The organism is Streptomyces sp. NPDC002520, assembly GCF_053595235.1.
This window is the reverse complement of sequence record NZ_JBSFXG010000027.1, coordinates 65,145-91,839: the sequence shown is the minus strand read 5'-3', so window position 1 is coordinate 91,839 and position 26,695 is coordinate 65,145. Positions and strand designations below refer to the sequence as shown.

20 protein-coding genes and 2 pseudogenes are annotated in these 26,695 nt (G+C 71.5%); 13 read left to right on the top strand and 9 right to left on the bottom strand.

The annotated features are described in order from the left end of the window. Positions 1 to 55: 55 nt before the first annotated feature. The gene (locus ACWD5D_RS30885) at positions 56 to 1,543 is read right to left on the bottom strand and encodes a PP2C family protein-serine/threonine phosphatase (RefSeq protein ID WP_451376060.1); all 1,488 of its coding nucleotides are present in this window, start codon (positions 1,541 to 1,543) and stop codon (positions 56 to 58) included. 348 nt (positions 1,544 to 1,891) lie between these two features. Here ACWD5D_RS30885 and ACWD5D_RS30880 point away from each other — a divergent pair, with 348 nt between their 5' ends. The 4 genes and pseudogenes from ACWD5D_RS30880 (at position 1,892) to asnB (ending at position 7,439) form a co-directional block, all read left to right on the top strand. Beyond that, positions 1,892 to 2,305, top strand: a complete 414-nt coding sequence (locus tag ACWD5D_RS30880) for an SsgA family sporulation/cell division regulator (protein ID WP_451376059.1) — start codon at positions 1,892 to 1,894, stop codon at positions 2,303 to 2,305. Between the two features lie 141 nt (positions 2,306 to 2,446). Further along, positions 2,447 to 4,237: pseudogene (locus ACWD5D_RS30875) on the top strand (phosphocholine-specific phospholipase C); the annotation flags it as partial. Between the two features lie 217 nt (positions 4,238 to 4,454). Beyond that, positions 4,455 to 5,234: an alpha/beta fold hydrolase gene (locus ACWD5D_RS30870; protein WP_451376058.1), complete on the top strand. Its 780-nt coding sequence runs from the start codon at positions 4,455 to 4,457 to the stop codon at positions 5,232 to 5,234. A gap of 363 nt (positions 5,235 to 5,597) precedes the next feature. After that, positions 5,598 to 7,439 (top strand): asparagine synthase (glutamine-hydrolyzing), encoded by a 1,842-nt coding sequence (asnB, locus tag ACWD5D_RS30865; RefSeq protein WP_451376057.1) that lies wholly within the window; start codon positions 5,598 to 5,600, stop codon positions 7,437 to 7,439. On the opposite strand, the gene ACWD5D_RS30860 is transcribed toward asnB, so the two are convergent. Continuing rightward, positions 7,432 to 7,956: a DUF4232 domain-containing protein gene (locus ACWD5D_RS30860; RefSeq protein WP_451376056.1), complete on the bottom strand. Its 525-nt coding sequence runs from the start codon at positions 7,954 to 7,956 to the stop codon at positions 7,432 to 7,434. The genes asnB and ACWD5D_RS30860 overlap by 8 nt on opposite strands. A 130-nt stretch (positions 7,957 to 8,086) precedes the next feature. Beyond that, positions 8,087 to 9,703, bottom strand: a complete 1,617-nt coding sequence (locus ACWD5D_RS30855; RefSeq protein WP_451376055.1) for an alpha/beta hydrolase — start codon at positions 9,701 to 9,703, stop codon at positions 8,087 to 8,089. A gap of 328 nt (positions 9,704 to 10,031) precedes the next feature. Between ACWD5D_RS30855 and ACWD5D_RS30850 the strand changes: the two genes are divergently transcribed. Together ACWD5D_RS30850 and ACWD5D_RS30845 are read left to right on the top strand one after the other, a co-directional pair. Beyond that, on the top strand, positions 10,032 to 10,676 hold the full coding sequence (locus ACWD5D_RS30850) for a chaplin family protein (RefSeq protein WP_451376054.1): 645 nt from the start codon (positions 10,032 to 10,034) through the stop codon (positions 10,674 to 10,676). A gap of 289 nt (positions 10,677 to 10,965) precedes the next feature. Beyond that, positions 10,966 to 11,820, top strand: coding sequence for a GNAT family N-acetyltransferase (locus ACWD5D_RS30845; RefSeq protein ID WP_451376053.1), 855 nt, complete (start codon positions 10,966 to 10,968; stop codon positions 11,818 to 11,820). Between the two features lie 95 nt (positions 11,821 to 11,915). On the opposite strand, the gene ACWD5D_RS30840 is transcribed toward ACWD5D_RS30845, so the two are convergent. Then, positions 11,916 to 12,398, bottom strand: coding sequence for a nucleoside deaminase (locus ACWD5D_RS30840; RefSeq protein WP_451376052.1), 483 nt, complete (start codon positions 12,396 to 12,398; stop codon positions 11,916 to 11,918). 132 nt (positions 12,399 to 12,530) lie between these two features. On the opposite strand from ACWD5D_RS30840, the gene ACWD5D_RS30835 reads away from it, so the two are divergent. Next, entirely contained in the window at positions 12,531 to 13,307 is a 777-nt protein-coding gene (locus ACWD5D_RS30835; protein ID WP_451376051.1) for a GNAT family N-acetyltransferase, read from the top strand. Between the two features lie 174 nt (positions 13,308 to 13,481). After that, positions 13,482 to 14,930 carry a hydrolase gene (locus ACWD5D_RS30830; RefSeq protein WP_451376050.1) on the top strand — a complete coding sequence of 483 codons (1,449 nt, stop codon included), beginning with the start codon at positions 13,482 to 13,484 and terminating at the stop codon, positions 14,928 to 14,930. Between the two features lie 55 nt (positions 14,931 to 14,985). Here the strand turns inward: ACWD5D_RS30830 and ACWD5D_RS30825 are convergent, their stop codons facing one another. Both ACWD5D_RS30825 and ACWD5D_RS30820 read right to left on the bottom strand, forming a co-directional pair. After that, the gene (locus ACWD5D_RS30825) at positions 14,986 to 17,715 is read right to left on the bottom strand and encodes a glycoside hydrolase family 2 protein (RefSeq protein WP_451376049.1); all 2,730 of its coding nucleotides are present in this window, start codon (positions 17,713 to 17,715) and stop codon (positions 14,986 to 14,988) included. Positions 17,716 to 17,832: 117 nt separating this feature from the next. Beyond that, on the bottom strand, positions 17,833 to 19,017 hold the full coding sequence (locus ACWD5D_RS30820) for an ROK family transcriptional regulator (RefSeq protein ID WP_451376048.1): 1,185 nt from the start codon (positions 19,015 to 19,017) through the stop codon (positions 17,833 to 17,835). A gap of 135 nt (positions 19,018 to 19,152) precedes the next feature. On the opposite strand from ACWD5D_RS30820, the gene ACWD5D_RS30815 reads away from it, so the two are divergent. Both ACWD5D_RS30815 and ACWD5D_RS30810 read left to right on the top strand, forming a co-directional pair. Further along, the gene (locus ACWD5D_RS30815; RefSeq protein ID WP_451376047.1) at positions 19,153 to 20,607 is read left to right on the top strand and encodes an APC family permease; all 1,455 of its coding nucleotides are present in this window, start codon (positions 19,153 to 19,155) and stop codon (positions 20,605 to 20,607) included. Between the two features lie 194 nt (positions 20,608 to 20,801). Further along, positions 20,802 to 21,569, top strand: a complete 768-nt coding sequence (locus ACWD5D_RS30810) for an ArsR/SmtB family transcription factor (RefSeq protein WP_451376046.1) — start codon at positions 20,802 to 20,804, stop codon at positions 21,567 to 21,569. A gap of 119 nt (positions 21,570 to 21,688) precedes the next feature. Here ACWD5D_RS30810 and ACWD5D_RS30805 read toward each other — a convergent pair whose 3' ends face one another. The 3 genes and pseudogenes from ACWD5D_RS30805 to ACWD5D_RS30795 form a co-directional block, all read right to left on the bottom strand. Further along, positions 21,689 to 22,126 carry an SPW repeat protein gene (locus ACWD5D_RS30805; RefSeq protein ID WP_451376045.1) on the bottom strand — a complete coding sequence of 146 codons (438 nt, stop codon included), beginning with the start codon at positions 22,124 to 22,126 and terminating at the stop codon, positions 21,689 to 21,691. A gap of 148 nt (positions 22,127 to 22,274) precedes the next feature. Beyond that, entirely contained in the window at positions 22,275 to 23,651 is a 1,377-nt protein-coding gene (locus ACWD5D_RS30800) for a cryptochrome/photolyase family protein (RefSeq protein WP_451376044.1), read from the bottom strand. A gap of 110 nt (positions 23,652 to 23,761) precedes the next feature. Next, positions 23,762 to 24,082, bottom strand: a pseudogene (locus ACWD5D_RS30795) (acyl-CoA dehydrogenase family protein); the annotation flags it as partial. Positions 24,083 to 24,253: 171 nt separating this feature from the next. Between ACWD5D_RS30795 and ACWD5D_RS30790 the strand changes: the two are divergent. The 3 genes from ACWD5D_RS30790 to ACWD5D_RS30780 all read left to right on the top strand — a co-directional run bounded on the left by ACWD5D_RS30790 (position 24,254) and on the right by ACWD5D_RS30780 (position 26,644). Continuing rightward, complete coding sequence (locus ACWD5D_RS30790; protein ID WP_451376043.1) at positions 24,254 to 25,177, top strand: aldo/keto reductase; 924 nt, start codon at positions 24,254 to 24,256, stop codon at positions 25,175 to 25,177. A 175-nt stretch (positions 25,178 to 25,352) separates the two neighbouring features. After that, on the top strand, positions 25,353 to 25,724 hold the full coding sequence (locus ACWD5D_RS30785; protein ID WP_451376042.1) for a BlaI/MecI/CopY family transcriptional regulator: 372 nt from the start codon (positions 25,353 to 25,355) through the stop codon (positions 25,722 to 25,724). Continuing rightward, on the top strand, positions 25,721 to 26,644 hold the full coding sequence (locus ACWD5D_RS30780; RefSeq protein ID WP_451376041.1) for a M48 family metalloprotease: 924 nt from the start codon (positions 25,721 to 25,723) through the stop codon (positions 26,642 to 26,644). Before ACWD5D_RS30785 ends, ACWD5D_RS30780 begins: the two co-directional genes overlap by 4 nt. Positions 26,645 to 26,695 lie beyond the last annotated feature (51 nt).

Below are 26,695 nucleotides of genomic sequence, written 5' to 3'. Positions count from 1 at the left end.
GAGGGCCGGATTTCAGAAGGCCGGCCCCTGGGTGACCCTGTCGGCTCAGGTCAGTTCACGCGGTGACCTTGGCGACGAGCACACAGGCGTCGTCCAGGCGCTCGGCTCCGCCGAACTCCTCGACCACCGTGCGGACGCAGTCCTGCGCGGTGCGCGCCTCGCCGAAGCGCGGGGCCAGGTCGAGCAGGCGGTCCGCTGCCGTGGTCCGGTGGTGCTCCGGCACCAGTCCGTCGGTGTGCAGCAGGAGCAGGTCGCCGGGCTCGAGGGTCACTTCGGCCTGCCCGTAGACGGCACCCGAGGTGGCGCCGAGCAGGACACCGTCCGGTGCGGTCAGGACACGCCCCGTCCCGTTGCGATACAGCAGGGGGGCGGGGTGTCCTGCCTGCGCCCAGACCAGCGTGCGGGTCTCGGGCCGGTAGTGGCAGCAGAGGGTGCTGCAGAGGGCCGGCTGGACGGTGGCGTCGAGCAACTGGTTGAGCATGGCGAGGAGTTGACCGGGCGAGCTGCCGGCCATCGCCATACCGCGTGCGGCGCCGAGCAGCATCGCCATGCCCGAAGCGACTGTCACGCCCTGCCCGGTGAGGTCGCCGACGCTGAGCAGCGTGGCGCCGTCGGGCAGTTCCAGGGCGTCGTACCAGTCGCCGCCGATCGGCGGGCTGGTCGCCGGGGGCAGGTAGTGGGCGGCCAGGTCGAGGGTCTGGGGTCCCCGGCGTGGCAGGCGCAGGGAGCCGCGCCATGGCGGTAGCACGGCTTCCTGCAGCTCGACGGCGAGACGGTGCTCGGTCTGCTGGGCCTGCGCGCGGTGGCGCTGCAACGAGTCATGGGACTCGCGCACCGTGTGCCGGTGCCGGCGCAGCTCGCTGACGTCGCGCAGCACCGCCCACATGGAGACGGTGCCCCCGTCGGCGCCCAGCACGGGCTCGCCCATCATGTGCACGGTCCGCACGGAGCCGTCGGGCCGTACGACACGGAACTCGCCGTCGATCGGCTTGGCGTCCACCAGGCAGTCCGTGACCATCGAGGTCAGCGTGCGCCGGTCCTCGTCGTGGACCAGTGCCGGGAGTTCGTCGAGGGTAAGTGCGGGCGCGGCCGGGTCGAGGCCCAGGATCTGGTACAGCTCCCCGGACCAGCTCGCCTCGTCGGTGAGCAGGTTCCACTCCGCGCTCCCGACCCGGCTGAGCAGGGAGCCGGACGGACCAGACGGAGGGGACGCGGGCGCGGGCCGGGCGATCGGGACCTCGGCGGATGCGGCGGACGCGGCGGGCTCAGCGGCCTCGGTGAACTGCGCGTGCTCTGTCCGCGGGAGCTCCGGGCCGTCCCGCAGCTGCGCCAAATGGGAGTCAAGATCGTCGAGTTGGTGCAGAGCGAGGTCGTACAGCGCCCGCTGCCAGCGTTCCTCGGGGTCCGAAGCGTCGCTCCGCGCGTCCCGCCGTACCGCGTCCATGTCGCCCTTGAGCCGTCGCGCCTGCGTTATCAACGCCTCGACGGGGCCGCGTCCGGGCGGCTGGGCGGCTGGGCGGTCCGCGGAGACAGGGGACGGCATGACGCACTCCGATGGGGAACGGTACGGCCAACGGGGACGGAGGGACCGTTACGACTGTTGCACAGCCCACGACGCCCCGTAAGGGATTTGGCAACACACGATACGGTGGTGCTTCAGGCATATGCCAGAGTCTCCCGGGCGTGCTCCGTCCGGACGTTTCGCCTAGTTGTGAACGGGTGTAAGTCGTAGAAGATCTACGGGAGTTGACGGACTCTCGCACGTTCGGCCGGGGAACTCAAGCGAGTGTTCGACGCGCGTGTGTTCCATCGTGACGCCCGCCGGTCGGTACGCGCCAACTCTGTCCGGATCCGATGTCCTGTGAACCGCGGCTTCCGCCTCCTTAAAGGCATGGACACCTTCATCGAGCAATCCGCACAGGCCCGTCTGATCACCGCCGAGGACCAGGAGGTCCCGGTGTCGGCCACACTGCGCTACACCGCGGACGATCCGCTGGCCGTCCTTGTGGACTTCCCGCCCGAGGCCACCCTGGAGGGCGGCGGGGTCACCTGGACCTTCGCGCGCTCGCTGCTGGACCAGGGGCTGCGTGCCCCGGCCGGACACGGGGACGTACAGATCTGGCCGCACGGCCGCACCCGGACGGTCGTGGAGTTCCACTCGCCGCACGGCCTCGCGATGCTCCAGTTCCGCACCTCGGCCCTGCGCCGCTTCCTGCTGCGCACCTACGCCGTGGTCGCCGCAGGCCAGGAGGACGTCGCCGGGGTCGTCGAGCGAGGGCTCGGCGCCCTGTTCGGCGGCGTCTGAGGACCGAACGGGCCCGGTGGCCGCCGACTTTGAATATTGTTCACTTTCGCCTCACCGCAGGGGTACGACCTCTGACGACCGCCGCGGGCAGCCTGGCCCGCGGTGTGCCGCAGGGGCACTCCGCTGACGAGGACGGGGCGAATGACACCGATCAGCCGACGAGGCTTCGTGGGACTCGGCGCTTCCGTGGCGGCGGGCAGGGCGCTGGGCGCCGGCTCCCTCCCCCAGAGCTCGAATGCGCTCGCTCTGGGAGGTACCCCCATCGCGGCCGCGGCCGCGGCCGAGACCGCGACGACCGGCACGATCAAGGACGTGAAGCACGTGGTGATCCTCATGCAGGAGAACCGCAGCTTCGACCACTACTTCGGCCGTCTCAAGGGCGTGCGCGGCTTCGACGACCGCAGCGGCATCACGCTCGGCGGCGGGAACTCGGTCTTCAACCAGCCGAACGGGACGGGCCGCCAGTACCCCTGGAAGCTCAGCGCGACCCCGGCGGCGGGCGGCAAGGACGGCGAGACCCTGGCCCAGTGCAACGGCGACCTGCCGCACTCCTGGTCCTCGCAGCACTCCGCGTGGAACAAGGGCCGCATGGACAACTGGGTGGCGGGGGTCGGCAACGTCCGTTCCCTCGGGTACCTGGACCGCTCCGACATCCCCTTCCACTACGCGCTCGCCGACAACTACACGATCTGCGACGCCTACTTCTGCTCCACGCTGAGCGCGACCGGCCCCAACCGCACCTTCCTGTGGAGCGGCAAGGTCGACTCCACCAGCTACGACGGCGGCGACGAGTCCGGCCTGACCTGGCAGACCTACGCGGAGGCGCTCCAGGCCGCCGGGATGAGCTGGAAGGTCTACCAGAACGCGGCCGACAACTACGGCGACAACGGCTGTGCCTACTTCAAGAACTTCGCAGGCGCCAAGCCGGGTGATCCGCTGTACGACCGGGGCATGTCCTCCGTCCCGAAGGTCACCGGCTCGAACCCGGACGACATCGCCGCCGCCATCAAGGCGGACGTCCTCGCGGGCACCCTCCCGCAGGTCTCCTGGATCGTGCCCAACCAGGCCTTCTCCGAGCACCCGTACGCACCGCCCGGTGACGGCGCCCACTTCGTCAGCCTCGTCTACCAGGCCCTGGCCGTCGACAGCGACGTGTTCGACTCGACCGTCCTGTTCCTCAACTACGACGAGAACGAAGGCTTCTTCGACCACGTCCCGCCGCCGGCGCCGCCCGCCGGAACCGCCGGCGAGTTCCTCAACGGGGTGCCGTACGGCTTCGGGTTCCGTGTCCCGATGATCGTCGTCTCGCCGTGGACGCGCGGCGGCTGGGTGTCGTCGGAGGTCTTCGAGCACACGTCGGTCCTGCGGTTCCTGGAGACCTGGACCGCGGCCCTCGGCAAGCCGGTCGCCTGCTCCAACATCAGCGACTGGCGGCGCAAGGTGAGCGGCGACCTGACCGGCGTCTTCGACTTCGCCAACCCCGTCCACGGCTCCGTCTCGCTGCCCGCGACCAGTGTCATCGGCATCAGCACCTGCGGACCGCTGCCCAACCCGGTGCCGACGAACAACGCCCTGCCCGCCCAGGAGCCCGGCCCGCGCCCGGCCCGCGCGCTGCCGTACCAGCCGGGCGGCTATCTGGACCACCTGGAGTTCGGGGCGGCCGGGAAGATCCTGGCCTGGTTCACCATGACCAACCAGGGCACCCCCGCCACCCGGGCGGCCCACTTCTCCCTCCACCCCAACGCCTACCGCGACACCACGCCCTATCAGTACACCGTGGACGCGGGCGGCACCGCCTCCGACTACTTCAACATCGGCACGGGCTTCGGTGGCGGCAAGTACGACGTGACGATGGTCGGCCCCAACCGCTTCCTGCGCCGCTTCCAGGGCGACGCGACCAAGGCCGGCAAGTCGGCGGAGGTGCACACCCGTTGCCCCCATGTGTCCTGCACCCAGTACGGCCACACCCAACGGGTCACCCATGCATGTGCTCCCTCTCCACCGAGGCCGCGACACCGCCGCTGCCTCTCGCCTCCCGGACGCCGTCGTCTCCCCGTCCCCGCTGCCCGACCCGGTGACGGACCGCCGGTCCGGCCATTACCGTACCGGTCAGTAACCGAACCCCGCCGCACCAGCCCAGGAGGCCCCCATGCCGCAGCTCGACGTCGACGGCGCCGCACTGACGTACGACGACGAGGGTCCCCGCGACGCGGCGGACGTGCCGGTGGTGTTCGTCCACGGCTGGACCGCCGACCGGCACCGCTGGGACCACCAGGTGGCGCACTTCGGCGAGCGACGCCGGGTGATCCGGCTCGACCTGCGCGGGCACGGGGAGAGCACCGGGGCCGGGGTGCGCACGATCGGGGAACTGGCGAGCGACGTCCTCGCCCTCCTCGACCACCTGAAGATCGAGCGGTTCGTCCTGGTCGGCCACTCCATGGGCGGGATGATCTCCCAGACCATCGCCCTGGCCCACCCCGAGCGGGTGGAGCGGATGGTGCTGGTCAACTCGATCGGCCGGATGACGTACAGCCGGGGCAGGGGCCTGCTCATGGCGGCCTCCACCCTGGTCCCGTTCAAGCTGTTCGTCGCCACCAACATCCAGCGGGCCTTCAAACCGGGCTACCCGCGCGAGGAGATCCGCCGGCACATCCGCGCCTCGGCACAGACCCCGCGCGAGGTCGTCATGACGCTGTACGGCGCCATGCGGGCCTTCGACGTCCTCGACCGCGCCGGCGAGATCCGCACGCCCACTCTGATGGTCCACGGGTACTACGACATCCAGCTGCCGGTGCGGCAGATGCTCCGGATGGCCAAGGCCTACCCGGACGCGGTGGTCCGCATCATCGACGCCGGTCACGAGCTGCCGGTCGAGAAGCCGGCCGAGCTGACCGAGGCGCTGGACCGGTTCCTGACCAGGGCGTCCTGACCGCGGCACCCGACCGCGACGGCACCGCGTTCCCGACCGCGGCACCCGGTCACTACGCCACCGCGTTCCTGCCGGCAAAGGGGCTACGGGCGGGGCGCTTGGCGAAGTTTTTGCCCGCGGCCGGTTACCGGTGCCCCGGGCCCGGCGTTGCGGGGGTCTCCGGATTTCGCGCGGGCAAAACCCGGCCGAAACCGTGAGGGAGGGGAGTCGGCCCGGGGGTGCCCGCGTTGACCGGCGCGCATGCCTGACGGAGGCTCGTTCTATAGGTGCTCGATACAACCGGTTCGGCGGTCTTCCCCGTCCACCCCGGAAAGGCGCAGGTGAGCGAGGGGCCGGTCGCGGGCCGGAGGCAGGAGGCAGCGCATGTGCGGCATCACCGGATGGGTCTCCTTCGACCGCGACCTCGGCACCGAGGCCGCCGTACTGGATGCGATGACCGAGACGATGGCCTGCCGCGGCCCGGACGACCGCGGCACCTGGACGCAGGGCCCCGCCGCCCTGGGCCACCGCCGGCTCGCCATCATCGACCTCCCCGGCGGCCGTCAGCCGATGTCGGTCGGCACACCCGAGGGAGCGGTCGCCCTGGTCTACTCCGGGGAGGCGTACAACTTCACCGAACTGCGCCGTGAACTCGCGGACCGCGGCCACCGGTTCACCACCGACTCCGACACCGAGGTCGTCCTGCACGGCTACCTCGAGTGGGGCGACGCCATCGCCGAGCGGATCAACGGCATGTACGCCTTCGCCGTCTGGGACGCCCGCCACCAGCGGCTCGTGATGATCCGCGACCGCATGGGCATCAAGCCGTTCTACTACTGCCCGACCGCCGACGGCGTCCTGTTCGGCTCCGAGCCGAAGGCGATCCTCGCCAACCCGATGATCCGCCCCCGCGTCGCCCTGGACGGCCTGCGCGAGCTGTTCACGCTGATCAAGACGCCCGGCCACGCCGTCTGGGACGGCATGCGCGAGGTCGAACCCGGCACGGTCGTCACCGTCGACCGCGACGGGCTCACCACTCGCGTCTACTGGCAGCTGGAAACGCGCCCGCACACGGACGACCGGGACACCACCATCACCACCGTGCGCACCCTCCTCGACGACATCGTGCGCCGCCAGCTCGTCGCCGACGTCCCGCGCTGCACGTTGCTCTCCGGCGGCCTCGACTCCTCCGCCATGACGGCGCTCGCCGCCCGGCAGCTCGCCGAGCAGGGCGAGAAGGTGCGCAGCTTCTCCGTCGACTTCGTCGGCCAGACGGACAACTTCGTCGCCGACGAACTGCGCGGCACGCCCGACACCCCGTTCGTGCACGACGTGGCCCGGCTCGCCGCAACCGACCACCAGGACATCATTCTGGACGCCCAGTCCCTCGCCGCCCCGGACGCCCGCGCGAAGGTGATCCGCGCCCGCGACCTGCCGGTCGGATTCGGCGACATGGACGCCTCGCTCCTGCTGCTCTTCCGTGCCATCCGCGACCAGTCCACGGTCGCCCTGTCCGGCGAGTCGGCCGACGAGGTCTTCGGCGGCTACCAGCAGTTCTTCGACGAGGACGCCCGCCGCGCCCACACCTTCCCCTGGCTGGTGCGCTTCGGCCGCGACTTCGGCGACGACGCGGGCATCCTGCGCTCCGACCTGGCGAAGACGCTGGACCTCGGGGGATACGTCGCCGACGGCTATCGCACGGCCGTCGCCGGCATCCGGCGCCTGGACGGCGAGAGCGACTTCGAGTTCCGCATGCGCCAGATGTCCCACCTGCACCTGACACGCTTCGTCCGCGCCCTGCTCGACCGCAAGGACCGGATGAGCATGGCCGTCGGCCTGGAGGTCCGGGTGCCGTTCTGTGACCACCGGCTCGTGGAGTACGTGTACAACACGCCCTGGTCGCTGAAGTCCTTCGACGGCCGGGAGAAGAGCCTGCTGCGGGAGGCCACGGCGGACCTGCTGCCACGCTCGGTCTACGACCGGGTGAAGAGCCCGTACCCGTCCACCCAGGACCCCCGGTACGCCCGCGCCCTGCAGGCCCAGGTCCAGGACCTCCTCGCGCAACCCTCCCACCGTGTCTTCGACCTGGTGGACCGCGAGCGGGTCCGGGTGGCCGCCGAACGCGACACGCCCGTCAGCACCCAGGCCGCTCGGCGCGGTCTGGAGCGCACTCTGGACCTCGCCGTGTGGCTGGACCTCTACTCCCCGGAGCTGACCCTCAGCTGAGGCCGATGGCCCGGTTCGCCTGCGCCGCCGTCGGCTGCCACCACGTCGTCACCGGCTCCCAGACCCGGATGTCCCGTCCGGTGCCGAGCCGGGCGGCGGTGAAGGTCTGCCCCCACTGGGACGCGGACGCGGCCACGGTGAGCGTGCCCGTCCGGCGGGCCTCGGGGTCCGCCGGATCGGCGATGGTGCGGACGGCCGCGTACGCCGTCCCGCCCGCCCCGAGCCGGTAGGTATTGCTGCCTCCGGCCGGCACCGGCAGCGCGGCCCCGTCCAGGTCACCGAAGGTGACCGTGGGCACGCGGTCGACGACACAGGCGCGCGTTCCCTCGTTGGTCACGCCGACGCGGATCACGGACGGGTCGGCGGGCACGGCCTTCGCCCGCACGGTCAGCGCCTTCTCCGCGCAGCGGGCGGGCGCGGCCTGTGCCGCGGCCGCCTGGGCCTGCGGCGCTGTGGTCAGCAGGGCCGCGGCCGCGGCGGAGACGACGGGTACGGCGAGTGCGGCACGGACGTGCATGGTGGATTCCCCCTGTCACGGTCGGGTTCGGGTCCGGCGGGCCGAGGCACACCTGCCCGGTGTGACGTCGGGGATGACCGGAGGGTTGTGCCGAAATCGCCACTGTCACCCGCTTGGACCCGGCCTGTCCTCATCCGGAGGCGTCCGCGGTGGAACGCCAGTCGTTTTGGTCCGCCACGCAGGAGCTGCCGTTCGCCGGCAGGTCGCCGTACAGCAGGAAGTCGTCGACCTTGCGGTGCACGCACTTGGACGAGGTGTAGCCGGTGTGACCGTCGCCCTTGTTGTCGAGCACGACGGCCGCCGGGCCGAGCCTTCGGGCCGTCTCCACGGTCCAGCGGTACGGCGTCGCGGGATCGCCTCGCGTGCCCACCAGCAGGATGCTCGCCGACGGGACGTCCTTGACCCGGTCGCGGATGAAGTCCGTGCCCTTGGGGCGGCCGTAGCACATCAGCAGCTGGGTGAGCCGGTAGCGGCCGAACACCGGCGACGCCTTGTCGTAGACGGCCCGCAGGGTCTTGAGGTCCTTCGTGATCTGCGTGGCGCCGGGCCGGTCGGGGTCGTCCGCGCAGTTGATCGCCAACAGCGCGGCCGAGAGGTTGTCCGCCGGGATGTTCTGGGCGTCGACCAGTCCGCCGTCCTTCGGGCCGGGCCGCCGGGCCCGCAGCGGGAGGCCGATCCCGCCGGTGGCGAAGTTCAGCACCGCCCGGGTGTCCCCGTCCTCGACGAGGGAGGACAGCGCCCGCTCCAGCGAGGGCCACAGGTCCTTGCTGTAGAGGGCCTGCCCGATGGCGCCCACCAGGTCCTGGCCGTTGAACATGCCGCCGAAGTCCGTGGGCACCGGGTTCTCGTCGAGGGAGCGCACGAGCCGCACCACCTGGTCGTCGGCCGTGCGCCGGTCCTGGCCGAACGGGCAGGCGACGTCCGACGCGCACCAGTCCAGGAAGTCGTCCAGCGCCGTCTGCTGCCCCTCCGCGGTCGCCGCCCCCTGCTCGGCCAGCGACTCGGTCAGGGTGTCCACGCCGTCCAGGGTCATCCGGCCGACCTTGTGCGGGAACTGTGCCGCGTACACCGCGCCGAGCCGTGTCCCGTAGGAGAAGCCGAGATAGTTGAGCTTCTTGTCACCGAGGGCCTGGCGCATGACGTCCAGGTCCCGCGCCGCGTTGACCGTCCCCATGTGCCCGAGGACCGGGCCGGAGCTCTTCGCACAGTCGTCGGCGGACTGCCGCAGCTGCTTGAGCAGCACCTGCGGACGGGTGATGTCGGTTTCCTCGTCGGTCACGGCAGACGGCAGGGCCTCGCCCGCACCGCAACTGACCGGGGAGGAGTGCCCCACGCCGCGCGGATCGAACGCGACGACGTCGTAGCCGTTGGTCAGGTCCATGAAGTCCTTGCCACCGCCGCCGGCGAGCTGGCTGACGCCGGGGACGCCGGGGCCGCCGAAGTTGAGCAGCACCGATCCGCGTGACGGTCCGGTCGCCCGGTAGCGGGCCAGAGCCAGGTCCAGCTTGCCGTCGGCGGGACGCGCGTAGTCGAGAGGAACGGACACCTTCCCGCACTGGAGGTCCCGGGACATGTCCGGGCCCTTGCAGGCCGCCCACACCACCTTCTGCCGGTAGAACCGCGTCAGGTCGGGCTCGGACCGGGCGGCGGCCGCCGAGGGCAGCCCGGCCCCGAGCAGCGCCAGGGTGAGGACTCCCGCACCCGCGCCGCGTCGCACGGCGGGCCGTGAGGACAGCTTGGCCAGCATCGATCGCCTCCCGGGGCGCACCCGCGGTCCCGGGCTACGCCCTCCTCACGATAGGCGGGCCCTGTGGGGCACGCCTCCCGGCGAGCGGTACGGCGGCCCGGGGCGTACCCTCGCCCCCTCTGTGTCGATCACCGTGGAATCGCTCGCTTTACAAGGAGTTCGAATGATCACAACACTCTTGAGAGTGAAAGTGTGTTTAGCCATAACTCGAATGGTTCGCAGGCGTTTTATGTGATGCGGGTGAGTGCCCGCGACGAACTCTGGAAGGCAGGGAACTATGAGACGGGCTACCCGATACGGTGTCCTCGTTGTCGCCGCCTCTGGGGCGATGGCCGTGACGATGCCGGTGTCCGCCGCCTTCGCCGGTGATGGTGCCTCCGCCGACGGCGCGACGGCCGGCTCGCCCGGTGTGATCTCCGGCAACAGCGTGCAGCTCCCGGTGCACGTACCAGTGAACGTATGCGGCAACACGGTGAACGTGGTGGGGCTCCTCAACCCCGCCATGGGCAACACGTGTGCGAACGGCGGCGAGGACGACCAGGGCGGGTCCGCCACGTCGGGCGACGCCACGTCGGGCGACGCCACGTCGGGCGACGCCACGTCGGGCGACGCCACGGCGGAGGGCGGTACGACGGACGCGCCCGGCGTGATCTCCGGCAACGACATCCAGATCCCCGTCCACCTGCCGGTGAACGTCAGCGGGAACGGCGTCGGCGTGGTCGGCGTGGCGAACCCGGGGTCCGGTAATCAGTCGTCGAACACCGGTGGTCACCCGGCGACCCCGACCACCACTCCGAAGCCCGCGGCCCCGGTCAAGTCCCACCCGGCCCCGCACACCCTCCCGGAGCAGGGCGTGGGCGCGCTCGCCCACACCGGAACGGGCCTGACCGCCCCCGCGGTCGCCGGCAGCTTCGCGCTGATCCTGACCGGAGCCACCCTGTACCGGCGCTGCCGGCCGGGTCGCGTCCGCTGACCCGTACCACCGCACAGCCCCACCGGACGCCGACCCGGTGGGGCCTTCGTCATGGTGCGACCCGCGCTCGCCGAGAAGACCGCTCGGACTGCTGCCGGGTCCGGGCTTGCCGCCCGGTTCACACCTTCGTGGGAATCGTTCCAACGACCGTGCCAGTACGGCTGGTTGAGGCGCGGCAACGGCCGATCCGCGCGTCGCGCGGGCCCCGGCCGATCGGGAAGGATGCTGCGGGCGCGGCCCCGTGCCGCGCCGTCCGCGGACCCCACCTCACGAAACATGGAGCGCACCCATGACGTCACCGGCCCCGCAGGACCTCGTCGTCACGCAGGCCACCCTCGCCGACTGGCCGGTGATCAGCGGGTGGGCGGCGGCGGAGGGCTGGAACCCGGGACTGAACGACGGACCCGCCTTCTTCGCCCAGGACCCCGACGGCTTCTTCCTCGGCCGCATCGACGGGGAGCCCGTGTCGGCCGTCTCCGTGGTGAACCACGGCTCCGACTACGCCTTCCTCGGCTTCTACCTGGTCCGCCCCGACCTGCGCGGCCACGGGCACGGGCTCACCACCTGGAAGACGGCCCTGGCCCACGCCGGTGAACGGATCGTCGGGCTCGACGGGGTCGTGGCCCAGCAGGACAACTACCGCCGCTCCGGCTTCGAACTCGCCTACCGCACCGCCCGCTTCACCGGCCCCGCCCCCGCGGCCGGGACGGTCACGGGCGTCCGGCCCGTCACACCGGCCGACCTGGCCGCCGTCACCGCCTACGACGGCGCCTGCTGCCCGGCCGACCGCCCACGCTTCCTCGCCGCCTGGCTGACGAGCCCCGGCCACCGCGCCGTCGTCCGGGACGACGGCGACCGCCTCACCGGCTACGGCGTGCTCCGGCCCGGCCACGACGGCCTGCGCATCGGCCCTCTCTTCGCCGACACCGCCGACGACGCACGGGCCCTGTTCGCCGCGCTCACCGCCGACGCCACCGGCCGCGAGGTCTCCATCGACGTGCCCGAGCCGAACGCGGCCGGTGCCGCGCTCGCCGAGGAGGCGGGACTCCGTCCCTCCTTCGAGACCGCGCGCATGTACACCGGGCCGGTCCGGGCGCACGCGCGGGAACGGGTGTTCGGCGTCTCCACGCTCGAACTCGGCTGACGCGGCGGAGCACTTGGGCCGACTGAGCGGCCGACCGGCCGACCGGCCGACCGGCTGACTGGCCGACCGGCCGGACCGGTCCGGGTCAGTCCGGGTCAGTCCGTGGCGCCCTGGCGCCGGCGGTGCAGCTCGTGCACCTCCCCGACCAGTTCCGGCACCGGCCCCTCGACGGTCACGCCGGGGGCCACCTCGTTCACCGGAAGCGCCCGCACCGGCGCTTCCGGTACGCCCAACTCGTCCAGCCAAGCCGCGAGTTGCCGGGACGAGGCGACGTACACGATGCGGCCGAGCCCCACCCAGGCGTGCGCGGCCGCGCACATCGGACAGTGCTCGCCCGAGGTGTAGACGGTCGCCGCGGCGCGTTCCGCGGGCGACATGTGGGCCGCTGACCAGCGGGCCAGCTCGAACTCCGGGTGCCGGGTGTGGTCCCCGGAGGCAACCCGGTTGCGGTCCTCCGCCAGCACCGTGCCGTCGCCCGCGACGAGCACGGACCCGAAGGGTTCGTCACCCGCCTCCAGCGCCTCACGGGCCAGTTCCACACAGCGGCGCAGGTACCGCAGCTCAGTGTCCTTCACCATCGGCCTCCGGCCTCCTTGTGGCAAGATCTCCAGCTGTGCAGGCTACGGGCACCGAGGGTGGCCCGGGCACCTCCACGCCGACCGTGCGGTAATCCCGTTGCCCCGCCGGGACGCGGATGCTGGAGTGAGGCCATGGATCACGCGACGGTTCTCGCCCTTTACGACCGGGACATGCGCGAGGGCGCGCGCCCCGACGGCCCCGGAGCCCGCATCGAGCGGGCCGGTGCCGTGGTGCGCCAGGTGGCCGACGCGCAGGGCTGGAACGGCGTCCTCTGGTCCGGTCTCGACGCGGCGAGCGCGGACCGGGCGATCGGCGAGCAGATCGCCCGCTTCACCGCCCTGGGCAGGGACTTCGAGTGGAAGCTCTACGGTCACGACGAGCCGGCCGACCTCGGCGCCCGCCTCACCGCCGCCGGTTTGCGGGCCGAGCCCGAGGAGACCCTGATGATCGGTGAGACGGCCCGCCTGGCCGTGGACGCCAAACCGCCCACGGGCGTCCGCTTCGTCCCGGTCGTCGATCCGGCCGGAGTGGACCTCGTCGTGGACGTGCACGACAAGGCCTTCGGTACCGACGGGACCCAGCTGCGACACCGGCTGCACGCGCAGCTCGCCGCCCACCCCGGCACCGCCGTGGCCGTGCTCGCGCTGGCTGATGACGAACCGGTCGGCGCCGCCCGCATCGAGCTGACCCCCGGCACCCGCTTCGCCGGACTGTGGGGCGGTGGCATCGTCGAGGCCTGGCGCGGCCGGGGCATCTACCGAGCCCTGGTCGCCCACCGCGCCCGTGTGGCCGCCGACCACGGCTACCGCTACCTCCAGGTCGACGCCTCGCCCATGAGCCGGCCGATCCTGGCGCGCCTGGGCTTCCACGTGCTGAGCACCACTACGCCGTATTTGTACGAGGCTTGACGGTGCGTCAGCACGGTCGGCTCATTCCGGTTATTGCCGGGACTTTCTGTTCATCGGGCCGTCATGCCATGTACCTTTCAATCGATTGACGCGTGTAGAACTCTCGAGCGGGTTCTACGCGCGCAGATTTGGCGCCCCCACCGACTGTCCCCACCCCTCATGGAGGTTCGCCGGATGCTCGGATCCCGGAGATCCCGCCGCACGTTCACCACGGCCCTGGCCGGCTTCGGGCTGCTGCTCACCGGAGCGGCCGTCCAGCTCGCCACCAGTGCGACCCCCGCCCACGCGGCGACCCCACACCGCGTCCTGTTCGACAACGCCCACGCCGAGACGGCCGGCAACGCCGACTGGATCATCTCCACCAGCCAGCCCGACCCGCTCGGCCAGGACGCCACCCCGTCCGCCGAGACCGACTGGACCGGTGCCCTGTCCTCCTGGGGCGTGGCGCTCCAGAAGACCGGCGAATACAGCCTGAAGACGCTGCCCACGGGCTCCAGCCTCAGCTACGGCGGCTCCTCCTCGACGGACCTGTCGAACTTCGACACTCTGGTCCTGCCGGAGCCGAACACGCTGTTCACGGCCGCCGAGAAGACGGCGATCATGAACTTCGTGAAGAACGGCGGCGGTCTGTTCATGATCTCCGACCACAACGGATCCGACCGCAACAACGACGGCTCCGACTCGGTCAAGATCCTCAACGACCTGATGACGAACAACAGCGTCGACTCCACCGACCCGTTCGGCTTCTCCATCGACGTGCTGAACATCACCAAGGACTACCCGTCCGCCATCAGTGACAGCACGGACCCCGTCCTGCACGGCTCGTTCGGCACGGTCAGCAAGAGCCTGATCGCCAACGGCACCACCGCGACCCTCAAGCCGGCCGACAACCCCGCGGTCAAGGGCCTGGTCTACCGCACCGGTTACTCGGGCAACACCGGCGCCTTCTTCCTGACCAGCACCTTCGGCAGCGGCCGGGTCGCCTACTGGGGCGACAGCTCGCCCATCGACGACGGCACCGGCCAGAGCGGCAACACCCTGTACGACGGGTGGAACGACACCGGCGCCACCAACGCGGCCCTCGCCCTCAACGCCACCGCCTGGCTGGCCGGTTCGGGCACCACCGGTGGCGGCGGCGGTGGCGGCACCTGCACCGCCGCCCAGCTGCTGGCCAACCCCGGCTTCGAGTCCGGCGCCACGTCCTGGACCGCCACCAGCGGTGTCATCACCAACGACACCGGCGAGGCCGCCCGCACCGGCTCCTACAAGGCGTGGCTGAACGGCTACGGCGCCGCCCACACCGACACCCTCGCGCAGACGGTGACCATCCCCGCCGGCTGCACGAGCGCGTCCCTGAGCTTCTACCTCCACATCGACACCGCCGAGACCACCACCTCGACGGCGTACGACACCCTGAAGGCGCAGGTCCTGGGCAGCAGCGGAACGGTGCTGTCGACCCTCGCGACCTACTCGAACCTGAACGCGGCCGGCGGTTACACCAAGCGCAGCTTCAACCTCGCGAGCTACGCGGGCCAGACGGTCACGATCAAGTTCACCGGCACCGAGGGCTCCACCCTCGCGACGTCGTTCGTCGTGGACGACACCGCGCTCGACGTCTCCTGAACCGCGCGGGGGCGGGCCGCAAGGGCCCGCCCCCGTTCGTTCCGCCTCCGCCCGTTCAGGAGGCCGGGACCGTCCGCTCCGTAGCGTTCCATCCGGCGACCCGCACATTCGGCGCCGAACCGTGCAGATCGGCGGTCCGGTAGGTGGCGGTGAGCGTCACCGACTCACCCGGCCACAGACTCACCTCGTTGTCCGACCACTGGACGGGCAGCACCGGCCGACCCTGGGCGTCGACCAGGTGGACGTCCGTGAACAGCGCCGGCGTCGCCCCGCCGCCCGTGTTGCGCAGGGTCACCGTCGTGGTCGACGTCCCGCCCGAGGACTCCGTGGACGCGGCTGCCGACACCGGCACCTGTGCCATCGAGGAGAGCCCCTTGAGATCGGCGAAGCCGGTCGTCGGGGTGTAGTACCAGTCCGTCTTCGCCCAGTCGAGGGTGTCGGGCTTCGTGGAGAGCCAGTACACGTTCCGGCTCACCTCCCTGCCGTCCGCGTCCGTCAGGGTCAGCCGGAGCAGGTGGGTGGCCGACAGTCCGCTCACCGACGAGGGCAGGGTGAGCACGGTGCCGTGCGCACCGTCCCCGGCCACCGTCACCCCGGTCACGGACTTGTCGTACTTCTGGGCGCCATCGGGGTTGAACAGCGTGGCCCGTGCGGTGAGTCCGCCCGCGGAGGCGTGCCGGTTGTTCACGACGACGACCGACCGGTTGTCGTAGGAGTACTGGACGTGCAGCGGCTCGTTCGCCTTCTTGGCGCCGAAGTAGGCGCCGCCCTGGTCGAGATAGCGGTCCATCAGCTGCCAGTGCAGGGACGTCCAGCCGCTGTTGAACATCCAGTAGATCACCCCGGTTGCGGGCCTGCTCGCGTCCGTGGCATTGCGCCCGTAGGCCTCGTACTGGGCGCGGACGGCCTCGTACTGCGCCAGCTGCGCCTTGCGGACGTAGTCGGTGAGGCCGGTCGGGGCGCCGTAGCGGCCGGCGAGGGCGGCGTTGTAGATCTTCAGGGTGTTGAACGTGGCCGACGGCGAGCGGTGGTACTGCTTCGCGGAGGGGTTTTTCCAGAGCGTGTCGAGTTCCGAGGGGGTCATCATCCGGCGGAGGGTGTCCAGCGTGGGGATGTCGGGACCCGCGCTGGTCTCGGAGTTGAAGCCGGTGGCGCCGCCCTCACGCTTGGCGTACCAGTAGTCCGGCGGTACCCAGTCGTACGGGCCGGTCATCTTCATGCCCGAACTGCCCAGCTGGGGCGATGACTTGGCGGAGGCCGCGGGGACCACCGGGGTCGGCCAGTCGGCGGCCTCCAGGGCGTCCAGGTAGTTCCTCTCGATCGTGGCGTCGGGTGCGAAGTCGCTGCCGATCAGGAAGGAGATCACGCTCGGGTGACTGCGCAGCCGGGCGGCCGCGGCGGCCATGGACGCCTTCGCGACCGGGTAGTCGGCGGCCGTCCACTTCTCCCCGGCCTCGCTGCCGTTGACCTGGCCCTCCCACTTGTCGCAGCACTCCCAGCCGGGCAGTGTGAGCACGCCGAGGCGGTCGGCGAGATCGAAGAACTCGTCCGGCTCGATGTGACCTTCGAGGCGGATGGTGTTCAGACCCAGGTCGAGGGCGTACTTGAGCCGGTCCTCGACGTAGGTGGGGTCCCAGCGCAGGAACTCGTCCGGGGACCAACCGCCGCCCTTGATCAGCAGTTTGCGGCCGTTGATCCGGTACTGGCGGGCGCCGTCGGAGTTCAGCGGCGCCTGGACGTCGCGGATGCCGAAGGTCTCGTGGGCGGTGTCCGAGACGGTGCCGGCGACGGAGGCGGTGAGGTCGAGGTCGTACAGCGGCTGCTCGCCCATGTCGGCCGGCCACCACACCTTCGGCGAGGTCAGATGCAGGCCGGGGACCTCGGCGGGGGAGAAGGTGACGGTCTTCGTCTCGTGCGCGGCGAGCGGCACGGACCTGGTGAAGTCGGCCCCCGCCACGCTGCCGGAGACCTCGGCCGTGACCGCCGAGTCGCTGTCGTTGCGGGCCTGTGCCTTGACCGTCAGGTCGGCCGTGGCGAGGGACGGCACGGCGAGCCCGGTCACCACGTGCGCGTCCCGCAGCGTCACCGGGCCGTCGCGGCGGACCAGGACGTCACGGACGATGCCCATGTTGCGGTCCGGCGGCGGCTGGAGCCAGTCCAGCCAGCTCATGGTGAGGTTCTTGGTGGGTTCGTTGGGCTGGATCCGGAAGGCGACCGTGTTGGTACCGGGCTTCACCAGCGAGGTGATGTCCAGCTCGTGGCGGGGGTAGACGCCCGTCACGTCGGAGGCCTTCGCCACCTGGTGGCCGTTGACGTAGACGTCGGCCGCCGAGATGACACCGCTGAAGTCGAGGCGGGTGCGCCGGCCGGTGTCGTCGACGGTGAAGTCGGAGCGGTACCACCAGGGAACCTGGAAGTCGGCCCGCGGAATCCTGTCCAGGTTGGTGGAGTAGAAGGGATCGGGGTACACGCCGTCGGCCAACAGGGCCGCCAGGACGGTGGAGCGGGGGCCGGCCGGGTACCAGCCCTTCGCCGGATAGCCGGGGGTGGAGACGGCAGCCGCCGAGTCGGTGACCCGCGCCGAGGACTGGATCGTGTACGCCGACAGCGGGGTGGCGGACCCGGCGGCCGACGGAACGTGTGTCACCCTGGCGTGGACGGCCGGCGCCGGGTGACGGTCCTGGTTCCGGGGCACCGCCCAGGCGGTGGTGGTGAGGGCGCCGATCAGGCCGAGGAGCGCGGCGCCCGTGGCGAGCCGGCGTCCGGGGGCGGGGCGAGGGAACACCTTGGTCTCCAGCCTCGTAAAGTTAGGAAACTTTACTAACCCGCGCCAACGTAGGGGGCCGTACGGGCCGTGTCAACGACCTCGGCCGTGCGGCCCGCGCCGACCGGCGTGAACCGGTCAACCGCCGCCCGCCCGGCGCTCGAAGACCAGATCCCGGGCCGTGTCGAGGGCCGTGGCCACCGCGCCCATGAGCACCGCGTCCTCGCCCAGCCGACCCGGGGCGATCCTCGGCCGCAACGGCGTGAGTGTGCGCAGGTGTTCGCGGACCGGGCCCAGGAGCAGGTCCACGCTGTGGCCCACGCCGCCGCCGAGCACCACGAGGTCCGGGTCGAGCACGGCGGCGGCCGCCGCCACGGTGTGCGCGATCCGCTCGCCCTCCAGTTCCACCGCACGCACCGCGGCCGAATTGCCCTGCCGGGCCGCGTCGAACACGGCCTTGGCGGTGAGCTGCCCGCTCATCCCGAAACGCCGGGCGGCCTCCACCACGGCCTCCCCGGACACCGCGTCCTCCAGCCGCTCCGGCTTCTGCCTGCCGGTCCAGGGCAGGAACCCGATCTCGCCGGCCAGTCCGTGCGCCCCCGTGAACAGGCGCCCCTCGCTGACGACTCCCATCCCGAGACCGGTGCCGATCATGATGTACGCGAAGAGCCGGCTGCCCGCGCCGACGCCGTACGTGTACTCGCCCAGCGCGGCCAGGTTGGCGTCGTTGTGCACCTCCAGCGGTACACCCAGCTCCTCGCGCATCCGGTCGAGAAGGCCGGCCCGGCCCCAGCCCGGCAGGTGCATCGCGAACCGCACCCGCCGCTGCTTCTCGTCGTAGACACCGGGGGTGCCGACCACCCCGTGCACCACCGCGGCCGGGTCCACGCCCGAGTTGTCGATCACCTGCCGGGCGGTGCCCACGACAAGGTCGGCCATGGCGCCCGAGGCGCGGGCGCGGTTGCGTACGTCGGCGCGGGCCGTCACCGTGCCGTCCAGATCGACCACGGCCACGCGCAGCCACCCGCGGCCGATGTCCACGCCGAGCACATGACCGGCGGCCGGGTCGGGCGCGTACAGTACGGCGGTGCGTCCGCGCTCGGGGGCGTGGGTGCCCACCTCGTGCACCAGTCCGGCCGCCTCCAGCGAGGCGAGCGCGCTGGACACCGTCGGCTTCGACAGGCCGGTCTCGCGGGCCAGTTGGGCGCGCGACGCGGCACCGAGGCCGCGCAGCCGGCCCAGGAGCAGCCGCTCGTTGGAGCTGCGCAGGCGTCGGCGGCTCCAGGGCTGCTCCTGCGGATCTATGGCGTCTCCAGCGGGCATCGCACCATTCTCGTTCATTTCTGACGCATACTTGACGCCTCTAGTTAGGCTCCTTAACTTTATCGCCCAGTCGGTCCGGCCGGGCGAGTCGCCGCCCCGTACGCGGTTCGTGCGCCCGTCGCGTCAGGAGTCCCCATGTCCGGAAGTCCGCCACCCACGGGTGGTTTCGTGCGCCGTGTCGGCCTGTTCCAGGCCACGGCCATCAACATGAGCCAGATGTGCGGTATCGGTCCGTTCGTGACCATCCCGCTCATGGTCGCCGCGTTCGGCGGCCCCCAGGCGGTCATCGGATTCGTCGCGGGTGCCGTGCTGGCGCTCTGCGACGGACTGGTCTGGGCCGAACTGGGCGCCGCACTGCCCGGCTCGGGCGGCAGCTACGTCTATCTCCGCCAGGCCTTCCAGTACCGCACGGGCCGCATGATGCCGTTCCTGTTCGTGTGGACGGCGATGCTGTTCATCCCGCTGATCATGTCCACCGGTGTGGTCGGCTTCGTCCAGTACCTCGGCTATCTGGCCCCCGGCCTGGGGCAGACGTCCGGCGATCTGATCGGTCTCGGCGTGATCGCCCTGGTCGTTCTGCTCCTGTGGCGCGGGATCGAGCACATCGCGCGCATCACGACGGTCATGTGGGTCGTCATGATCGCCTCGGTCCTGCTGGTGATCGTCGCCGCGGCCTCGGACTTCAGCCCCCATCTGGCGTTCACCTACCCGTCGGGCGCCTTCGACCTGACGAGCAACCACTTCTGGATCGGCTTCGCCGCGGGCCTGACCATCGGCATCTACGACTACCTCGGCTACAACACCACCGCCTACATGGGCGCGGAGATCAAGGACCCCGGCCGGACCCTGCCGCGGTCCATCATCTTCTCGATCCTCGGCATCATGGCGATCTACCTGCTGCTCCAGATCGGCACGCTCGGTGTCGTCGACTGGGGGCGCATGACCGACCCGAAGGACATCGCCTCCACCTCCGTGGCCTCCGCCGTGCTGGAGGAGACCTGGGGCAAGGGGGCCGCCGACACGGTCACCGTGCTGATCCTGATCACGGCGTTCGCCTCGGTCTTCACCGGCCTGCTGGGCGGTTCGCGGGTGCCGTACGACGCGGCCCGTGAGCGGGTCTTCTTCCGCCCGTACGAGAAGCTGCACCCGCGGCACCGCTTCCCGATGCTGGGGCTGGCGACGATGGGAGTGATCACCGCCGTCGGCTTCCTGATCGGCAGGCACACCGACCTGGCCACATTGATCCAGTTGCTCACCACGGTCATGGTGATCGTCCAGGCGCTCGCCCAGATCGTGGCGCTCACGGTCCTGCGCAAGCGGCAGCCGGGGCTGAACCGCCCGTACCGCATGTGGCTGTATCCGCTGCCCAGCATCGTGGCCTTCGTCGGCTGGTGCGTGATCTACGGCTACGCCGACAAGAACTCCCCGGGGCGCCACCCCATCGAGTGGTCCCTGGCCTGGGTCGCCCTCGGCTGTGTGGCCTTCCTGATCTGGGCGCGGCTGGAGAAGGTGTGGCCGTTCGGACCGAAGGAGATCCACGAGGAGTACGTGAGCGGCCGGGACCCGGACGCCCAGCCGGCCGCGACCTGAGACGCGGCCGTACCCGGCGGACCGCGGCCACGGTCCGCGGACGCCCCCCGGTTCGGACGCGAGTCCGCCGGGGGACGTCGTTGTCCGCCCTTCTCGATCCCCTCGACGGTCCGTGGCCTTTCCGCACCTCGATGTTTGACATGCAGGTAATTGCCTGCATAACTTTGAGTGCGTGATCGGAAGGAGGGGCCGGGATGGACAGGGTCTTCAAGGCGCTGGCGGACGACACGCGCAGGCGGCTTCTCGACCGGCTGCACGAGCACAACGGACAGACGCTGGGCGAGTTGTGCGAGCGCGTCGACATGAGGCGCCAGTCGGTCACCCAGCACCTGGCCGTCCTGGAGGCCGCCAACCTGATCAGCACCGTGCGGCGGGGGCGGGAGAAGCTCCACTACCTCAATCCCGTGCCGCTCCACGAGGTCCAGGAGCGGTGGATCGACAAGTTCGAGCGCCCGCGCCTCAGTGCGCTCGGCGCCATCAAGCGACGAGCCGAGGGAGCCATGGCCGACAAGCCGAGTTTCGTGTACGTCACCTACATCGCGAGCACCCCCGAGAAGGTGTGGGAGGCGCTCACCGACGCCGATCTGACCGCCGCCTACTGGGGGCACCGCAACGTCTCCGACTGGCAGGTCGGCTCCCGCTGGGAGCACGTCCGCACCGACGGCTCAGGCGTCGCCGACGTGGTCGGCCGGGTGGTCGAGAGCGAGCCGCCGGTCCGGCTGGTCACCACCTGGGCCGCGCCCGATCAGGAGGGGCGGCAGGATCTGCACTCCCGGGTCACGTTCGACATCCGGCCGCACGAGGACATCGTCCGGCTCACCGTGACCCACGAGGACCTCGCCGACGAGGGGGCGTTCTCCGACGTCTCGTCCGGCTGGCCGGCGGTGCTGTCCAATCTCAAGTCGCTCCTGGAGACCGGCCGTATTCTGCCGCAGGCGCCGTGGGAGGTACCCGCCCGCTGAGGTGCGGGTACGGGGAGGCCGGTCCGCCCGGGCGGACCGGCCTCGCGTTGTTGGTGGCCTTCACTTCCTTCGACGGGATCCTCCTTCCCTCGTGTCCTGTCTTTGTGGCTCGGGGATCTCTATGGCTTGGGGACGCTCTTCGCCGCCGTACCGGCGCAGATCAGTCCGAGGACGATGGCCAGCGCGCCGATGATGACGTTGTTGAGGATCACACCGGTGTCCGGGCTGCGGCCCACGACCCACGGCGCGATGATCATCCAGACACCTATGGCGCCCATGGCCCAGCTGAGGCCGTACATCCGCTCGGGGGCCCTGGTGAACCCCAGTGCCAGCAGTCCTATCGCGATCCCTATGATCAGGTTGTGGGTCACGAGGGCCGACTGGCTCGTCGTGTAGTGCAGGATCCACGGAGATGCCGCGCAGTACAGGCCGAGAAGGAACACCGGCCCGTCCACGAGCGCCACATCGCGACCGCCGAGCATGCGGGCATACCTATCCCGCATTTCGGAAACATCGGGGTGGGTTGTCATATCACCCCTGTGCGAGACGTTGGCCATGTTCGTCTCCTTTGTGACTCGCTGGCCTGACCGCGTCTTCTGGTGCGGTGTGCGGTAAGCGCCGCGTTCCCAGTTTGCCCTTATTCAGCCTTTATGTGTAGTGGTCGTGCGTGGAGAGGTGGGTGCGGCGGCCGGGGAACGGACGTCCTCAGTCGCGTCCACGGGCGTGCCGGAAGCGCGCCAGTCCGTCGGCCAGCGCGACGATCGGGTCCGGATACCCGCGGGCGGCCTCCCGCTCCGGTCCCCTCAGCCGCCAGGGCTCGTGGACCGCGCGACCCTCGACGTTCCTCAGCTCCGGCACCCACCGCCGGACGTACGTGCCGTCGGGGTCGTACCGCCTGCCCTGCGCGACCGGGTTGAGGACACGGTTCGGCCGGGTGTCGGTGCCCGTACCGGCCACCCACTGCCAGTTCAGCTGGTTGTTGGCCACATCGCCGTCGACCAGCAGGTCCAGGAAGTGCCGGGCACCCACCCGCCAGTCGACGTACAGCGTCTTGGCGAGGAAGCTCGCGGTCAGCAGACGGCCGCGGTTGTGCATCCAGCCCTCGTGCCGCAGCTGGCGCATCGCCGCGTCGACCACCGGATACCCGGTACGGCCCTCCCGCCAGGCCTCGACGTCCTCCCGGGCCGTCTCCTCGGACCGCCAACGATCGTGCCGGGTGCGGTAGTCGGCGCCGGCCGCGGCCGGCCGCGCCGCCAGCACCTGGCGGTGGAAGTCGCGCCACGCGAGCTGCCGTACGAACGCCTCCGCGCCCGGGCCGCCGCTGCCGCGCGCCCGGTGGACCAGTTCGACGGGGGACAGGGTGCCGAAGTGCAGGTGCGGGGAGAGCCGCGAGGTCGCGTCGGCGGCCAGGTCGTCGTGCCCGTCCGCGTACCCGGCGACGCCGGTGCGCAGCCAGGCCGTGAGGCGCCGGCGGCCCGTCGGCTCGCCTCCGGCGGCCAGTCCGGGCGACACGTTCCGCAGCGAGGAACGGGACGGAAGGTCCTCCGAGGCGATGCCCTCCGGCACGCGCACCGAGCGGGGTGCGGTGCGGACGTCCCGCAGCCCCTGCGCCGACCACTTGCGGAAGTACGGTGTGAACACGGCGAAGTGGTCCGAGGCCGCCGGTGTCACCGTGCCGGGGGCCACCGCGCCGGTGACCGTGTCGTGCACGTGCAGCCGCCTGCCGTCCGCCTCCAGCGCCTGTCGCAGCCGCCTTTCCCGCTTCTGCGCGTAGGCGCTCACGTCGGCCGCCAGGTGCACCTCGTCGGCACCGGCCTGAGAAGCGACCTGGCACACCTGCTCGACGACGTCACCGGAGCGCACGACGAGCCGCCCGCCGCGCTCGCGCAGCCCGTGGTCGAGGTCGCGCAGGCAGTCCGCGAGGAACGCCAGCCGGTTGGGCACCGCGAAGCCCGCGTCGCTGACACCCCGGTCACGGACGAACAGGGGGACGACCTCCCGGGCGCGCTCCAGTGCGGCTCGCAGCGGCGGGTGGTCGTGCAGGCGCAGATCGGCGGTGAACAGGACGACCGAGACGTGCATGGTGCGGCTCCGGGGTGCGTGGGGTGCGGGGTGCGGACGCATGCTCAACGAGTCAGCCTCGCAGTCCGCTGTGTGGCGGCACCGAACCGGTGGCGGGAGCCGCGAGTCGGCAGCGGACCCAACAGGCTCTCCCGCACCGGCAGTTCGCCGCGCGCGGCGGTCTGCACCGGTGTGTGGTGCCGCGCCTGCACGAACCAGGTCGGGCAACAGGCCCCGGCGAGGATCTCCGTGGTCTCCCGCACCACGGCCGACGGCGCCCCGAAGCCGCCGTACGCGACCGGCGCGGCCACTCCGAGCAGCCCGGACTCCTTCAGCGCCCCGATGCGGCTCGCGGGGACGCCCTCCTGGTCCACCCGCTCGGCCTCGGGCACGAGCAGATCTGCGGCGAGCCGCCGGGCGCGGACGACGAGCGGATGTGCGGTGTCGGTCATGCCGACGATGCTTCCGAAGGTCGCCGGCGACATTTTCTCCGGGACGTGTGGCGTGCGGTGTCGATCCGGGCCCGTGCCGTTCGTGTAGGAGGTGACAGACGCCCCCGGCACCGGGAACCCTCCCGAAAGGGCCGGTCTCCGGCGCCGGGGCCGATGTGCGAGACTCCGCCGATGACCGCTGACATGATCACCGCGGACGCCTCCGGCACCTTCAAGCTGGGTGACCTGCCCGTCCATCGCATCGGCTTCGGCGCGATGCGGCTGACGGGCAGCGCCGCCTTCCATCTGGGCACCCCCAGTGACCGCGCCCGCTCGATCGCCGTGCTGCGCAGGGCGGTCGAACTCGGTGTGAACCACATCGACACCGCCGCCTTCTACTTCTCCGCCCTGCGCTCCGCCAACGAACTCATCAACTCCACCCTCGCCCCCTACGCGGACGACCTGGTCATCGCCACCAAGGTCGGCCCCTTCCGCGACTACTCCGGCGAGTGGGGCACCTCGGCCCGCCCCGACCAGCTGCGCGCCCACGTCGAGGAGAACCTGCGCCAGCTCGGCCGCGACCACCTCGACCTCGTCTATCTGCGCCGCATGCGCCAGGACTCCGTCGCCGAGCACTTCGGCGCGCTCGCCGAGCTGCGCGAGGCCGGTCTGATCCGGCACCTCGGGATCTCCGCGATCCAGCCCCGGCACCTGACCGAGGCGCTGGAGATCGCCCCCGTGGTCAGCGTGCAGAACCGGTACGGACTGGACGACGCCGACCCCGAGGGCGACGCACTCCTGCGGATGTGCGGGGAGCGGGGCATCGCCTTCGTCCCCTTCTACGCCGTCGCGGGCAGCGGTGGCGATCAGGGCGCCGTGGACGCGGAAGGCGACGACCGGGCGAACGACGACCCGGTGCGGGCCGTCGCCGACGCCCACGGGGTGAGCCCCGCCCAGATCCGCATCGCCTGGACCCTGCACCAGGGCCCGCACGTCCTCGCCATCCCCGGCACCGGCAACCCCGTCCACCTCACCGAGAACGTCGCCGCCGGCGCGCTGCGCCTCACGCAGGAGGAGCTGCGGCGCCTGGACGCGCTGCACACCACGGGCGCCTGACAGAGGCGGGGACACCGGTGTCGGCCGGCCGGTGGGCGGCGACCCCGCTCCTCAGCGGCGGCCCTCTCATAATGGGGTGCGGGCGTATGTCCTGGGGCGGGACGGCGCCCCGTTGACTACAATTTTGTAGACGCCTGCTGGACTGGACGACGAGGACGGAGTGAGGATCGTTCCCATGACCGACGCGAAGGACGAACGCCGGCCGGCCGGTGAGCTCGAGGCGACCGTCATGGCCGCACTCTGGGCCGCCGGTGTCCCCCAGACGCCCGGCCAGGTCCAGCTGACCCTCGCCGCGGACCTCGCCCGCACCACGGTGACGACGATCCTGACCCGGCTGCACGACAAGGGCGTGGTCGCCCGGCACCGGCAGGGCCGCGGCTACGCCTACCTCCCCGTCCAGGACGCCCACGGCCTCACCGCCCGCCGGATGCACACCGAACTGGACCGGGACACCGACCGCGAGACCGTCCTCGCCCGCTTCGTCGCCCAGCTCAGCCCCGACGACGAACGCATCCTGCGGGACCTGCTGGAATCCGACGCCCCGTGACCGCACTCCTCCTGCTGCCCCTGCTGCTGCCGTGCGCGCTCCCGGCGCTGGCCCGGCGGGCCCTCGACCGGCTCGCCCCGGTCGTCGCGCTGTGGGCGATCACCGCCTGTGCGGTCGTCCTCGCGGGCGACTCGCTGGCGGCGCTCGGCGCGTTCGTCCTGACCGGCCTGCTCAAGGTGCCACTGTTCGCCGCCGTCGGGGAACTGATCCACCCGCTGCACACCGCCTCCGACCTCGTCGTCCTCCCGGTCGCCGCGACGTCCGTCGGCGTCCTCGCCGTGTGCGGCTGGACCCTCGTCCGTTCGGTCCTGCGCCAGACCCGCGCCTTCCGTGCCGCGCGCACGCAGGCCGGGCTCCGGCCCGCCGCGGGCGACCTGTGCGTGGTCGACTCGCCCCGCCCGGACGCGTACGCCCTGCCCGGACGCCCGCACCGCATCGTCGTGACCACCGCCATGCTGCGCAGCCTGGACGGCGCCGAGCGCGAGGCGCTGTTCGCGCACGAGCGGGCGCACAACGACGGCGGCCACCACTACTTCCTCGCTGCCGCCGAACTCGCGGCGCACTGCCACCCCGCGCTGCGCCCGGTCCGCGAGACGATCCGGCTCGCCGCCGAGCGCGCCGCCGACGAGGCCGCCGCGGCCAGTGTCGGCGACCGGCGCCTGACCGCCCGGGCCATCGCCCGCGCCGCCCTCGCCGGGCAGGCCGCGCGCACCGTGCGACCCGACTTCGCCGCCGCCGCGACCACCGGTCCCGTCCCGCGGCGCGTCCAGGCGCTCCTGGCCGCCCCGACGCACGGGGCGGGCCGCCTGATCGCCGCTCTGCTCCTCGCCTGCACGGTCGTCTCAGGGGTGGCCTCCGTCGTCGGCATGGCCGACTTCCACCACCGTGTCGAGGTCGCTCAGGGCGACGAGAAGCCCTGACCCGGATTCCCGTTCCCCACCTGCCTGGACGCGCGTAGAACGGTGACTGGC